Origin of the sequence: Streptomyces sp. NBC_00322 (genome assembly GCF_036147535.1) — a bacterium.
GTDB lineage: Bacteria > Actinomycetota > Actinomycetes > Streptomycetales > Streptomycetaceae > Streptomyces.
Genome location: NZ_CP108019.1, coordinates 2,951,769 through 2,964,706, shown reverse-complemented (window position 1 = coordinate 2,964,706; position 12,938 = coordinate 2,951,769). Strand labels below are relative to the sequence as shown.

General features: G+C 69.1%; 13 protein-coding genes. 7 read left to right on the top strand and 6 right to left on the bottom strand.

All coding sequences use genetic code 11. From position 1 onward, the window contains the following. Positions 1-18: 18 nt before the first annotated feature. The 4 genes from OG905_RS13220 to OG905_RS13205 all read left to right on the top strand — a co-directional run bounded on the left by OG905_RS13220 (position 19) and on the right by OG905_RS13205 (position 2,615). Entirely contained in the window at positions 19-435 is a 417-nt protein-coding gene (locus tag OG905_RS13220) for a MerR family transcriptional regulator (RefSeq protein ID WP_266487592.1), read from the top strand. Continuing rightward, on the top strand, positions 432-764 hold the full coding sequence (gene trxA, locus OG905_RS13215) for a thioredoxin (protein WP_328668164.1): 333 nt from the start codon (positions 432-434) through the stop codon (positions 762-764). The genes OG905_RS13220 and trxA overlap by 4 nt, the downstream gene beginning before the upstream one ends. A 156-nt stretch (positions 765-920) precedes the next feature. After that, on the top strand, positions 921-1,313 hold the full coding sequence (locus tag OG905_RS13210) for a YciI family protein (protein ID WP_328682302.1): 393 nt from the start codon (positions 921-923) through the stop codon (positions 1,311-1,313). Between the two features lie 18 nt (positions 1,314-1,331). Continuing rightward, on the top strand, positions 1,332-2,615 hold the full coding sequence (locus tag OG905_RS13205; protein ID WP_328668163.1) for an RNA polymerase sigma factor: 1,284 nt from the start codon (positions 1,332-1,334) through the stop codon (positions 2,613-2,615). Positions 2,616-2,657: 42 nt separating this feature from the next. On the opposite strand, the gene OG905_RS13200 is transcribed toward OG905_RS13205, so the two are convergent. From OG905_RS13200 to OG905_RS13185, 4 genes are all read right to left on the bottom strand, one after another. Beyond that, positions 2,658-3,143, bottom strand: a complete 486-nt coding sequence (locus tag OG905_RS13200; RefSeq protein WP_328668162.1) for a hypothetical protein — start codon at positions 3,141-3,143, stop codon at positions 2,658-2,660. 27 nt (positions 3,144-3,170) lie between these two features. After that, positions 3,171-4,028, bottom strand: coding sequence for a hypothetical protein (locus OG905_RS13195; RefSeq protein WP_328668161.1), 858 nt, complete (start codon positions 4,026-4,028; stop codon positions 3,171-3,173). Positions 4,029-4,117: 89 nt separating this feature from the next. Then, complete coding sequence (locus tag OG905_RS13190) at positions 4,118-4,720, bottom strand: TetR/AcrR family transcriptional regulator (protein ID WP_328668160.1); 603 nt, start codon at positions 4,718-4,720, stop codon at positions 4,118-4,120. A gap of 249 nt (positions 4,721-4,969) precedes the next feature. Beyond that, positions 4,970-5,617, bottom strand: coding sequence for a class I SAM-dependent methyltransferase (locus tag OG905_RS13185; RefSeq protein ID WP_328668159.1), 648 nt, complete (start codon positions 5,615-5,617; stop codon positions 4,970-4,972). 95 nt (positions 5,618-5,712) lie between these two features. On the opposite strand from OG905_RS13185, the gene OG905_RS13180 reads away from it, so the two are divergent. After that, a complete protein-coding gene (locus tag OG905_RS13180) occupies positions 5,713-5,889 on the top strand; it encodes a Tn3 family transposase (RefSeq protein WP_328668158.1) in 177 nt (58 codons plus the stop codon). Between the two features lie 50 nt (positions 5,890-5,939). Here the strand turns inward: OG905_RS13180 and OG905_RS13175 are convergent, their stop codons facing one another. Beyond that, the gene (locus tag OG905_RS13175; protein WP_443043933.1) at positions 5,940-7,415 is read right to left on the bottom strand and encodes an MDR family MFS transporter; all 1,476 of its coding nucleotides are present in this window, start codon (positions 7,413-7,415) and stop codon (positions 5,940-5,942) included. Between the two features lie 90 nt (positions 7,416-7,505). On the opposite strand from OG905_RS13175, the gene OG905_RS13170 reads away from it, so the two are divergent. After that, positions 7,506-8,075: a TetR/AcrR family transcriptional regulator gene (locus OG905_RS13170; RefSeq protein ID WP_328668157.1), complete on the top strand. Its 570-nt coding sequence runs from the start codon at positions 7,506-7,508 to the stop codon at positions 8,073-8,075. A gap of 372 nt (positions 8,076-8,447) precedes the next feature. After that, entirely contained in the window at positions 8,448-10,658 is a 2,211-nt protein-coding gene (locus OG905_RS13165) for a HelD family protein (RefSeq protein WP_328668156.1), read from the top strand. Here OG905_RS13165 and glgB read toward each other — a convergent pair. Beyond that, positions 10,633-12,804, bottom strand: coding sequence for a 1,4-alpha-glucan branching enzyme (gene glgB / locus OG905_RS13160; protein WP_328682298.1), 2,172 nt, complete (start codon positions 12,802-12,804; stop codon positions 10,633-10,635). The genes OG905_RS13165 and glgB overlap by 26 nt on opposite strands. Positions 12,805-12,938 lie beyond the last annotated feature (134 nt).

Sequence of the window (12,938 nt, the reverse complement as noted above, 5' to 3'; positions counted from 1 at the left end):
AGGATTACCGTCGGGGACATGCGAATCGGCGAGCTCGCGGAACGGGCCGGAACCACCACCCGCACCCTGCGCTACTACGAGTCCCGCGGGCTCCTGCCCGCCCGGCGCGCGGTGAACGGCTACCGCACGTACGACGAGGACGACCTGCGACTGCTCCAGCAGATCCGGACCCTGCAGGACTTCGGGTTCGACCTGGAGGAGACGCGGCCGTTCGTCGAATGCCTGCGCGCCGGTCACCCGGCCGGGGACTCCTGTCCCGCCTCGATCGCCGTCTACCGCGCCAAGCTCGGCGAGCTGGACACGCTCATCGAGCAACTCCGGTCGGTACGCGCCCAGGTGGGCGCTCAGCTCGCCCGGGCCGAGGCGGAGCTGCCGGGCGGACCCGAGCCGCTGTGCGAGCTGACCCATGTGACCGACGGAGGGGAACACGAATGATCCACGCAGCAGGCGTCGCCGAAGTGACGGACGCCGACTTCGACGATGAGGTCCTGAAGGCGGACCGCCCGGTCCTGGTGGAGTTCACGGCCGACTGGTGCGGCCCGTGCCGCCAACTCGCCCCGGTGCTGAGCGCCTTGGCGAGCGAGGAGGCCGACAGGCTCAAGGTGGTCCAGCTCGATGTGGACACCAACCCGGAGATCACGACGCGGTACGCCGTGCTGTCGATGCCGACGCTGATGGTGTTCCGCGAGGGCGAACCGGTGAAGTCGATGGTGGGCACCCGACCCAAGCGCCGGCTGCTCCAGGAACTGGAGGACGTGATCTAGCAGCGTGAGTCAGCTGTAGGGCGGAAAGCGGAGCTGCTCCCAAGAACCTTTCGCAGATTCTTGCTCGGGGATGTCGAAATCGTCGGGCGTGCTTCTACCTATCGGTGAGAGCGCCCGACAGGGGCGCACGAATGTGAGGAGCAGGCCGTGAAGTACATGCTGCTGATGCAGTTCAGCGAGCAGACAGCGGACTTCCCGGGCATCGGGACCTGGACCGCGGAGGAGCTCAAGGCGCACATCGCGTTCATGATGGACACCAACAGGAAGCTCGCCGAGGCCGGGGAACTGGTCGACGCCCAGGGTCTGGCGATGCCGGAGACGGCCAAAATCGTCCGCTCCCACGGCCGCGGCGTGCCCGTGGTCACCGAGGGCCCCTACCCTGAGACCAAGGAGTTCCTGGCGGGCTACTGGATCGTCGACTGCGACAAGCCCGAGCGGGCGGTGGAGATCGCCGCGGCCATCTCGGCCGCCCCCGGCCCCGGCGGGACACCGCTGAACATGCCGATCGAGGTGCGCCAGGTGATGTCGGCACCGTCCGGGGAGATGTGACCACTGGCTGACACGGACGTGCACGCCAACGACCTGCTGCGCGAGTTGGCGCCGCAGGTCGTCGGCGTGCTCACCCGGCGTTTCGGCGACTTCGACGCCGCCGAGGACGCCGTCCAGGAGGCGCTGCTGGCCGCGGCGACCCAATGGCCGGACGAGGGGATGCCCCGCAATCCGCGAGGATGGCTGATCCAGGTCGCAAGCCGCCGCATGACCGAGCAGGTGCGCAGCGAGCAGGCCAGGCGCCGCCGCGAAGATCTGGCGGCCAGGCGGATGCCGGCCGACCGGCAGTCCGCGCCCGCGGCCGACGAACAGGACCCCGCCGGGCGGGACGACACCCTCGTCCTGCTGCTCATGTGCTGCCACCCTGCGTTGTCGCCGTCGTCGGCGATCGCTCTGACCCTGCGGTCGGTGGGAGGTCTGGCTACAGCCGAGATCGCCCGGGCGTTCATGGTGCCCGAGACGACCATGGCGCAGCGGATCAGCCGGGCCAAGCAGCGGATCAAGGCCTCCGGAATCCCCTTCGGAATGCCGGACGGTGACGACTGGGCGCCTCGGCTCGGCGCGGCCTTGCACGTCCTGTACCTGATCTTCACCGAGGGCTCCACCACCAGTAGCGGCCCCAACCTGCTGCGCCCCGAGCTCTCACGGGAAGCGATCCGGCTGGCCAGGGCAGTGCACCGGATACTCCCCGACGACAGCGAGGTCACCGGGCTGCTCGCGCTGATGCTGCTCACCGACGCCCGGAGCCCGGCGCGCACAGGGCCGGGCGGCGAGCTCATCCCGCTGGCCGAACAGGACCGAAAACTCTGGGACGAGAAGGCGATCGCCGAGGGAGTCGCGCTCATCACCGAAGCCATGCCCACGGGCCCCGTCGGCCCTTACCAGATCCAGGCGGCGGTAGCCGCCGTTCACGACGAGGCGGCGACGGTCGAGGAGACCGATTGGCCCCAGATCCTCGCGCTGTACGGAGTGCTGGAACACATGTCGCCCAATCCCCTGGTCTCGCTCAACCGCGCCGTCGCCGCCGCCATGGTGCACGGCCCGGCCGCAGGCCTCGACATGTTGAGGGTTCTGGAGTCCGACGAACGCTTGGCGGAGCACCATCACCTGTACGCCGCCAAGGCCCATCTCCTGGAGATGGCCGGCGACCTTCAGGCCGCGGTCGAGAGCTACCGCGCAGCCGCAAACCGTACGGCCAGCCTCCCGGAACGGCACTACCTCACCATCCGCGCCGCCCAGCTCGCCGCCCCGCCCACGCAGGCTCCGACAGGCGGGTTGCCTGCTACTGGGACACGCTCCTAGCGTCTCAGGAGTGCGGCGAGCCTTGTCGAGCTCTCGCGCGTATCAGATGGGGAGCTGCCACGACGGCCCGGAGGGCTCACCCAGCCATACGGTTTGTGTTTCGTCCGTGACCTTCATGCCGAACGCGGACTGATCCGGCGCACCTGCCTCCTTCCATGCCGTCAGCGCGTCTTCGACCTGGTCCCACAGGCGCAGCGGCCCGTGTTGGTGCACGGCCCAGTCGGCTCCCGCCGGTTCGGTCCATGCCTGGGAGCCAGTGGCGACATCCACGAGGATCACGCCGTCGCTGGTGGAGACGAGTTCAGCGGACGGGGCGGCGAGTTGGGCGAGGAAGTGCCCGGTCCAGTTCTCGATGAGGGCCGGGTCGACGAGGGCGGCGGGAACGGTGCCGGGGTGCAGGACGAGTTGCGGCCTGGGCGGCCGCTCGTGGGGGCGGGCGAGCATATAGCCGATGGTGTCGCCGGTGAAGCGTCCGGTCGCGGTGCCGTCCTCGCCCATGGTGAGTCGGATCAGGCCGGACGCGAGCATCCATTCGGCAAATGCCGCCGGGGCTCCTCACCGCGCAGGCTCCAGGCCCCCCGTTCCGCTCGGCGGGAGCGCGAGCATCGCGAAGAGGCGGTCGGCCGCGGCACCCCGTCGTACCACCAGCAGCGCGGCGAGGACGACAGCGACCGGGACGCCGAGCCACCAACCCAGCAGGTGCACAAGGACGGAGGCGCCCACCGCCGTGCCGAGCGCCAGCCCGAAGACCGCTCCCAGTACGGTGCCGAGGATGCGGAGCCGGCCCGCCACCGTTGCGGCGGCAGCCCGGCGCTGGCCGGACCGGAGCCAGCGGACCATAAGTGCCAGCATCACCGGAACCAGCACGATCCCCATCCCGTAGAGCGTCAGCGCGACCGGCGAGGTGAGCCAGTCGCCCATGCGCGACAGAGTTTCCCCCGGGCCGGGGTGCGCCGGCCAGGTCGCGAACGACGCCCGGTCGGCGGAGAAGAATCGCTGGTACCCGCGGCCGTCCCACCCGTGGACGAGGATGAAGAACATGCCGGTGTATCCGACCCCGGCCTGAAGGAAGGCCGCGTAGGCCCGGCCGGAGGCGATGAGGCGTGCCGCGACCCAGTAACCGAGCACGCCCTGGCTGACGTTCGTCGCGGCGAAGAGGGCGACCAGCCAGGCGGGCAGCGAACCGTGCCCGTCCGCGGTCTGCATCGTCTCCCAGTCCGGGAAGCCCCACAGCAGCCACGCGCCGCTGGGCGCGAACAGCGCCGCGCAGTAGAGGACGGTCGCCATCAAGTACGGGTCCGACCATCGGCCGGCCTGACGCGCGGGGCCGGTCCTGCTCCTGAGCTGATGCGTGGCGGCGGTCGCGAAGCTCGCGCCGATTCCGTAGGACCAGAAGACATCGACCTGGACCATCGTGCTCTCCTCTCCGGAATGAAACGTCATTCCGTTCTGAAGGCAGAAGCAGTGCAGAAGAAGGCAGAAGAAGTGAGCGGTCCTGCGGGTCAGGGGGAACCGAGGCCGTCGAACATGAGTGTCTCCACCGTGCGAATCCACGGCTCCCGCATGGCATCGGGGTCCTGCGCATGCAGGAGCCGCACCGCCCCGGTCACGATCATTCCGTTGACCGCGAGCCCCACCACGTGCGCGTCCACGTCTCGGCGCAGGAAGCCGCGGTCCTGCCCGTTGCGGATGAAGGCAGCGGTGTACTCCGCCGCCGCTTCCATGGCCCGGCCGGCCAGATCCGGCTCGGCCCGGTCGATCGTGATGGCGTCGTAGAACAGGATGTGGCACAGCGCGGGTTCCGCGGCGACGAGGTCGAACAGCTTGTGGCCGATACGCCGGACTTGTTGCCTGTACTGCGGCAGTGTCTCGCAGGAGCCGGGATCCTCGTCGGAGAGGGCGTCCATCACCTGGCCCAGGGCACGCGACACCACGCTGCGCGCGATGTCCTCCTTGTTCTTGAAGTACCGGTAGAACGTGCCGTGTCCGGCCCCGAGCTCCTGGGCGATGTCGGAGATGCCGGTCGCGTGGTAACCGCGCTCGGCGAACACCTTTCCCGCCGCGCGCAGTATCGCGTCGCGCTTGTCGACAACACCCCTGGGCACGGTCGAACCCTCCCTCGGACGGAATGACATGTCATTCTCGAACCGGCGGTCAACTCCCGTCAATGCCCCTGCACGCACCGGAAGTTGGCGGCCCCTCAGGGCGGTGCGGGCCTCGCTCCGCAGCCGGCAGCTCCCCGCCCCACCGCGTGCGGAACCCATCCTCCGCCCCTGCCAGGTCGACGCGCGGCCTGCGCCACAACTATCCGATCCCGCCAAGAACAAGGAATGTTCAACGAGTCGGGAACTTCCCTAGGCTTTACGGGCGAGCAGTTGAATCTCCTGGAACTGCCGTCGGTCGGTGGGCTGAGGCTCGCGAACCATCCGGGCTACCTCGGCCAACCCGGACTTGCGCAGCATCGCGCCGAGGTGATCAGGCCACCACCGATAGGCCGGCGCGACTGTGTGATCGAAGACCTGCGTCGGGTGAGACGGATCATCGCTTGCCGAAAAGCCGACCAGAAGGTGGCCGCCAGGTGCCAGCACGCGGTGGAACTCCGCCAAGATGACGGGGAGTTCTTGCGGCGGCGTGTGGATGATGGACCAACGTGAGAGTGCGCCGCCCAGCACGCCGTCAGCGATGTTCAACGCGGCCATGGAGCCCACGTCGAACCGAAGGCCCGGATAGGCCTGTCGAGCCAACTCGATCATCGCAGGAGAGGCATCAACACCAAACGCCGCCAGCCCCAGCTCATCCAGATGAGCGGTGATATGGCCAGGCCCACACCCCAGGTCCGCGACCTGACCGTCCCCACTCGCACTTACGACCTCGGCGAAGGCACCCAAGATCGCGCGGTCCAGGGGAGTGTCACGCAGCGTGTCGCGGAACAGCTGCGCATAGGTGGGGGCAGCAGCGTCGTAAGCCTCGCGGGTGGCACTGAGGGCATCGTGTTCGACCATGCTCGCGACAGTAGTTCCTGGCCCGAGGCGAGCCGAGAGAATCACGATCTTCCCTCCCGCCCGCCGGCCGGGGCTATCGCTAGTTCAGAGAAGCGGTGATCTTCCACAACGTCCTGGACATCGCCGAGATCGTCCGCCAGCTCCAGGAGGAGAGCCGCGTCATCGACCCCGAGGATCTGGCCCATATCTCGCCGTACCTGACCGAGCACATCCGCCGCTTCGGCGAGTACCGGTCAGCCAACAGCAGGTTGACGCCTTCCTCGTGGAGGTGATCATCCTGCCTGTGTGCTGGTGGCAGCGGCACACAGGCAGGATGGAGGAACTAGACCTCGACGGCAGCTTCTTCTTCGGCTTTGTCGGTGGGGGTCACTGACTTGGGGCGGCCGGGCAGGAGCAGGCACAGCGGGACGGCGACGGCGGTGAAGGCCACCGACCACCAGAAGGCGTCGCCGAAGCCGTCGGCCAGAGCGCCCGGGGTGTGGGCGTCGCCGGCGGTGTGCTGGAGGATGACGGCGAGGACGGCGATGCCCACCGAGCCGCCGATCTGCTGGGCGACGCGGGTGATGATGCTGGCGTCGGGGATCTCCTTGTGTTCCAGGCCGACGTAGGCGGCGCCGCTGAGCGCGATCATGGCGGCGCCCAAGCCGATGCCGCGGACGAGCAGTGCGGCCATGAGCAGGACCTTGCTGGTGTCGGCGGTGACGAAGGCGAACGGCACGGTGGCTGCGGCGACGAAGGCGAAGGCGGCGAAGGCGACCCAGCGGGGGCCGATGCGGTCGGTGTACTTGCCTGCCAGGGTGCGTGCGAGGAGCGCGCCGACGCCCTGCGGAATGAGCAGCAGTCCGGCGCCGAGGGCGTCCTCGCCGCGGACCTGCTGAAAGTACAGGGGCAGCAGCATCATCGCCCCGTACAGGGTGATGCCGCCCAGGAAGAGCAGGGCGGAGGAGGAGGCCACCGCGCGGTGCCGGAAGAGCCGCAGGTTGACCAGGGCGCCGGTGGTGCGGGTCAGTGCCCGGGCGGTGAAGCCGCCGACCAGGGCGAGTCCGCCGATCAGCGGGATGAGGACCTTGGCGCCGGCGAAGCCCGCGCTGCCCTCGACCTGGGAGAGGCCGTAGATGAGGGCGGCGACGCCGGGGGAGAGCAGGAGCAGGCCGATGACGTCCAGGCGGGCGCGGGGGCTGTCGGGTGCGGGTCGGTCGTCGGGCAGGTTGCGCCAGGCGAGCCGGCCGCCGACGACGCAGAAGGGGACGTTGACGAAGAACATCCAGCGCCAGTCGGCCAGATGCAGGATGAGGCCGCCCAGGACCGGGCCGAGGATCGGGCCGAGCGCGGTGGGCACGGTGATGATGGCCATGACCTTGCCGATGTTGCGGCCCTTGGCGGCCTGCATGATCAGCGTGGCCGCAAGCGGCATCATGATGCCGCCTCCGATGCCCTGGACGACGCGGAAGGCGATCAGGCTGGTCGCGTTCCACGCCAGCGCGCTCAGGACCGAGCCGAGCAGAAATAGGCCAAGGGACGCGATCCACAGACGCTTGCCGCCCAGGCGTGACTGGGCCCATCCGGCGAGCGGGATGGTGACGAACACGGCCAGCAGGTAGCCGGTGCTCACCCACTGGATTGTGGACAGCGGGGCGTCGAGTTCCTTCGCCAGGTCGTTGAGGGCGACGCTGACGATGGTGGTGTCGAAGACGACGGCGAGGGCGCCCACGATGATGGTGATCGCCATGCGCCACACGGCGGGGTCGATACGGTCGGGGTCCGCGGGCGCGGGTCCGGTCCGGTTGGGAGTACTCACGAGCAGCCACCTAAGATATAGAGTCCTATCTTGCGGCTGCCAGAGTAGGGCGCCGTAATAAGATAGGCAAGTCTATCCAAGGGGGTTCGGATGCCTGAGCGACGCCGCGGAGCGGCACTGGAGAAGGCGCTCCTCGATGCGGCCTGGGAAGAACTCACAGACAACGGCTACGCCAGGTTCACCATGGACGCCGTCGTCAAGCGCGCGGGCACCAGCCCCCCGGTTCTCTACCGCCGCTGGTCCGACCGCGACGAACTCCTCCGGGCGACCATCGTCCACATCCTGAAGGAATCCCGCCTCGACACTCCCGACACGGGAAGCCTGCGGGAGGACATCCTCACCCTCATGCGGGAGATCAATGCCACCCATGTCCAGCTCGTCACCGTCATGAGCGTGCACCTGGCCGGCTATTACCAGGAGACCGGAAGAAGCCCCGGTGACCTGCGCGACCCCCTTGCGACGGGGCGCAAGGAGGCTCTCGACGCGCTCTTCGACCGCGCCTTCGACCGCGGCGAGATCAAACCAGAACTCCTCACCGAGCGCATCAAGTCCCTCCCCTTCGACCTGCTGCGCCACGAAATCCTCGTGACCTTCGCCCCCGTGCCCGACCACGTCCTCGAAGAGATCGTCGACACGGTCTTCCTCCCCCTGGTGCACTGACCGCAGCAGCACCAAACCGCTCACAAACGGCCCTTTGTCAGAGCAAGATCAATCAGGCGTCGGGGGGACGCCAGAGATCCCGGAACGGTTCGCACAACTCGTTCTCACTCACTGATGTCGCTCCAGCGCGCACTGCGCGGGCGAGGCGCTACGGCCCGCAGCTCTTCGGCGAGGGCGTAGAGGCGATCGGTCCGGCCCACGCGCACCAGCTCAGGACCGGCGCCGCCGGACCCGTCCGCGGGCAGAAAAATACCCCGGAACCGAATTGACGGCCGGGGACATTCTCTGCGTATATTAAGTGTTTCCGTGTTCACGCACACCGAAAAGCGCGGAGAAGTTCAATAAAGGCACTGTATCGCGTCAGGAGCTGAATTGTCAAGCGAGGAATTGCGGCAGGAACAACAATTCGTCTCCCTCGCCCACGAGCGGCTCGACCAGCTCAGGGGCGAGGCCGAAGCCGCCATGAACGCCACGATCGCGCAGGTCAGCACCGATCGGCAGGCGCTGGTGGAGCGCGATGTCGGCGTGGCCGAGTACTCCGCCACGCTCTCCGCGCTGAATGCCGCCGACGCCGGGCTCTGTTTCGGGCGCATCGACCGGCGCGACGGAGTCACGTACCACATCGGGCGTACGGGAATCCGGCGCGACGACGCGGAACGGACTCCGTTGCTCATTGACTGGAGGGCTCGCGTCGCGCGGCCGTTTTATCTCGCGACCGGATATGAGCCGATGGGGCTGCGCCGCCGGCGGCACATCACCACCCAGGGGCGAACCGTCACCGCCCTGCACGACGAGATCATGGATCTCGCCGACACCACCCGCACCGGATACGAGTCGCACGACGCCGACGAGGTGCTGCTCGCCGCGCTGAACAGTGCCCGTACCGGTCGGATGGGCGACATCGTGTCGACGATCCAGGCCGAGCAGGACCACATCATCCGCGCCCCGCACCGGGGAGTGCTCGTCGTCGAGGGCGGGCCCGGCACCGGGAAGACCGCGGTCGCGCTGCACCGGGCCGCGTATCTGTTGTACGCGAACCGGGAGCAGCTGGCCAAGCGTGCCGTGCTGATCGTCGGGCCCAACCCGGCCTTCCTGGGCTATATCGGCGAGGTGCTGCCCTCGCTCGGTGAGACGGGTGTGCTGCTGGCGACCGTCGGCGAGCTGTTTCCGGGCGTCGCCGTCACGGGCACGGACAGCCCAGCCGCAGCGGCCGTCAAGGGCCGAGCGGACATGGCCGGCGCTCTGGCCGAGGCCGTACGGGGCCGGCAGGAGGTGCCCGAGAAGGACGCCCCCATGGTCATCCGGCACGACGACGGGGATCTGCTGCTCGACTGGGACATCGCCGTCGAGGCCCGGCACAAGGCGCGCGAGAGTGGCCTGCCGCACAATCTGGCCCGACCGCACTTCGTCTTCCGGATCATCGACGATCTGACCACCCAGCTCGCCGACCGGATCGGCGCCGACCCGTACGGCGGCCCCAACTTCCTCGGCCCCGACGACATCGCCCAGCTCGGCAAGGGCATCGCCGCCAGCGCTGAGGTGCACGCCGCCATCGCGTCGCTGTGGCCCCCGCTCACCCCGCAGCAGTTCCTCGCGGACTATCTCGCGCATCCGAAGCATCTGCCCGAGGACGACGCCGAGTTGATCCGGCGCACGGGCGGCGGATGGACCGCGGCCGACGTGCCGCTCCTCGACGAGGCCGCCGAGCTGCTCGGCGAGGACAACTCCGCGGCCCTGGCCGCCGCCGAGGCCGAGCGGGCCCGGCAGATCGCCTACGCACAGGGCGTCCTCGACGTCTCGTACGCCTCCCGTACCTACGAGTTCGAGGATAAGCAGGACATCGACGAGGACGCCTCCGAGGTCCTTGCCGCGCACGACATCATCGACGCCGAGCGCATGGCCGAGCGGCAGGAGGAGGCCGACCACCGCAGCGCCGCCGAGCGTGCCGCCGACGACCGGACCTGGGCCTTCGGGCACATCATCGTCGACGAGGCGCAGGAGCTGTCGGCGATGGCCTGGCGGCTGTTGATGCGGCGCAGTCCGACCCGCTCGATGACGCTGGTCGGCGACCCGGCGCAGACCGGTGACCCGGCCGGATGCGATTCCTGGCAGGAGATCCTCGCCCCTTACGTCCAGGACCGCTGGCAGCTGGCACGGCTCGGAGTCAACTACCGTACGCCCGCCGAGATCATGGAGTACGCGTCGAAGCGGCGGCGGGCCACCGACCCCGGTTTCGAGCCGCCCCGTTCCATCCGCTCGACGGGTGTGCGGCCCTGGGAGCGGACCGTGCCGCTCGGCGAGGTGGCCCGGATCGCCGCCGAGGAGGCCCCGGAGGAGGGCCGGCTCGCGGTGATCGCCCCGCGCGAGCTGCACGCCGAACTCGCGGGGCTGGAAGAGAACGACGGACCACTGGATCTGTCCCTGCCCGTCGTTCTCATCGACCCGCGCCAGGCGAAGGGCCTCGAATTCGACACGGTCCTCGTCGTCGACCCCGACCGGATGAGCGCCAACGACCTCTATGTGGCGCTCACCCGGGCCACCCAGCGGCTCGGGATCATCAGACCGGCCGCAGCCACACGGTAGCCAGCGGAGGCAGCGTCAGCTGGATGCTCGTCGGCCGGCCGTGCGAGGGGACCGACTCCGGCTTCAACGGGTCGGGGTTGAGCACATCGCTGCCGCCGTAGCGGACCGCGTCCGTGTTGAGTACCTCCGTCCACGCCTGGACCGCCTCCGGCACACCGAGGCGGTACTCGTGGCGTACCACCGGGGAGAAGTGGCTGACGGCGAGCAGCGGCGCGCCCGTGGCGTCGAAGCGCAGAAAGGCGAAGACATTGTCCTCGGCGGCGTCGCCGTCCACCCAGGCGAAGCCGACGGGGTCCGTGTCCTGCTGCCACAGCGCGGGGGTGGCGGCGTAGACCGTGTTCAGGTCGCGCACGAGGTCGCGTACGCCGCGGTGGTCCGCCTCCGCGGCGTAGGAGGGATCCAGCAGCCACCAGTCGGGGCCGTGGCCCTCCGACCACTCCGCACCCTGGGCGAACTCCTGGCCCATGAAGAGGAGTTGCTTGCCCGGATGCGCCCACATGAAGCCCAGATACGCGCGGTGATTGGCGCGCTGCTGCCACCAGTCGCCGGGCATCTTGCTGACCAGCGCCTGTTTGCCGTGGACCACCTCGTCGTGCGAGATCGGCAGGACATAGTTCTCGCTGTACGCGTACACCATCGAGAACGTCATCTCGTTGTGGTGGAACTTGCGGTGCACCGGCTCGTGCGTGACATAGCCCAGCGAGTCGTGCATCCAGCCCATGTTCCACTTCAGGCCGAAGCCGAGGCCGCCGAAACCGCCCGGGCCCACATGGTGCGTGGCGCGGGTGACGCCGTCCCAGGCCGTGGACTCCTCGGCGATGGTGACGACACCGGGGCAGCGCCGGTAGACCGTGGCGTTCATCTCCTGGAGGAAGGCGACCGCGTCCAGGTTCTCCCGGCCGCCGTGCTCATTCGGTGTCCATTCGCCGTGCTCGCGGGAGTAGTCGAGGTAGAGCATCGAGGCGACCGCGTCGACCCGCAGCCCGTCGATGTGGAACTCCTCGCACCAGTACGTGGCGTTGGCGACCAGGAAGTTGCGTACCTCCTTGCGGCCGTAGTCGAATTCGAGGGTCCCCCAGTCGGGGTGCGCGGCACGCGCCGGGTCGTCGTGCTCGTACAGCGATCGGCCGTCGAATTCCGCAAGCGCCCAGTCGTCCTTCGGGAAGTGCGCGGGCACCCAGTCGACCAGCACGCCGATCCCGGCCCGGTGCAGGGCGTCCACCAGATGGCGGAAGTCGTCGGGGGTGCCCATCCGGGCGGTCGGGGCGTAGAAGCCGGTGACCTGATAGCCCCAGGAGCCGCCGAAGGGATGCTCGGCGACCGGCATCAGCTCCACGTGGGTGAAGCCCAAGTCCTGGATATACGCGGGGAGTTGGCTGGCGAGCTGGCGGTAGGTGAGGCCCGGCCGCCAGGAGGCGAGATGCATCTCGTAGACGGAGAACGGCGCCTCGTGCACCGGCCTGTCGGCGCGGTGCGCCATCCACTCCTCGTCGTGCCATACGTGGTGGGACTCGGTCACGATCGACGCGGTGGCGGGCGGCACCTCGGTACGCCGCGCCATCGGGTCGGCCCGCAGGGTGTGCGAGCCGTCCGGGCGGGTGATGTCGAACTTGTAGAGCGCGCCCTCGCCGACGCCGGGCAGGAACAGCTCCCACACGCCCGAGGAGCCCAGCGAGCGCATCGGATACCCGGTGCCGTCCCAGTAGTTGAAGTCGCCGGCGACCCGCACCCCGCGGGCATTGGGCGCCCACACCGTGAACCGGGTGCCCGTCACCTGCTGGTGCGCCATGGGGTGCGCCCCGAGCGCCTTCCACAGCTCCTCGTGCCGCCCCTCGCCGATCAGATGCAGATCGAGATCGCCGAGCGCGGGCAGGAAGCGGTACGGGTCCTGCACCTCGATCTCGGTCCCGTCGTAGACGACGAGCAGCTGGTACTCCGGAACGGTACGCAGCGGCAGGACACCCGAGAAGAAGCCGTCACCGTCCTCGTGCAGCTCCGCCCGCAGCCCCTTGGCGAGCACGGTCACCGACTGCGCGAACGGACGCAGCACCCGCAGCTCGACACCGCCCCGCATCAAGTGCGCCCCCAGCAGGGAGTGCGGATCGTGGTGGGAGCCGGTCAGTAGCCGCTCCCGGTCCCCGTCCATGAGCGGCTGCGCGGCCCGAACGCCATGGCTGCCGCCCGCCCGCGGCCGTGGCGAGTCCGTCTGCTTGCGGGGCCCGGCGTCGGCCGCCCGGCGGGGGCTGTGGGGGTCGGAGGAATTGCGGGACGGGGGTCGGG

Coding starts and splice junctions, on each gene's coding strand:
- OG905_RS13220 (WP_266487592.1), top strand. CDS start 19: ATGCGAATCGGCGAGCTCGCGGAACGGGCCGGAACCACCACCCGCACC.
- OG905_RS13200 (WP_328668162.1), bottom strand. CDS start 3,143: ATGCTCGCGTCCGGCCTGATCCGACTCACCATGGGCGAGGACGGCACC.
- OG905_RS13170 (WP_328668157.1), top strand. CDS start 7,506: ATGCCTGAGCGACGCCGCGGAGCGGCACTGGAGAAGGCGCTCCTCGAT.
- OG905_RS13185 (WP_328668159.1), bottom strand. CDS start 5,617: ATGGTCGAACACGATGCCCTCAGTGCCACCCGCGAGGCTTACGACGCT.
- trxA (WP_328668164.1), top strand. CDS start 432: ATGATCCACGCAGCAGGCGTCGCCGAAGTGACGGACGCCGACTTCGAC.
- OG905_RS13210 (WP_328682302.1), top strand. CDS start 921: ATGCTGCTGATGCAGTTCAGCGAGCAGACAGCGGACTTCCCGGGCATC.
- OG905_RS13195 (WP_328668161.1), bottom strand. CDS start 4,028: ATGGTCCAGGTCGATGTCTTCTGGTCCTACGGAATCGGCGCGAGCTTC.
- glgB (WP_328682298.1), bottom strand. CDS start 12,804: ATGGACGGGGACCGGGAGCGGCTACTGACCGGCTCCCACCACGATCCG.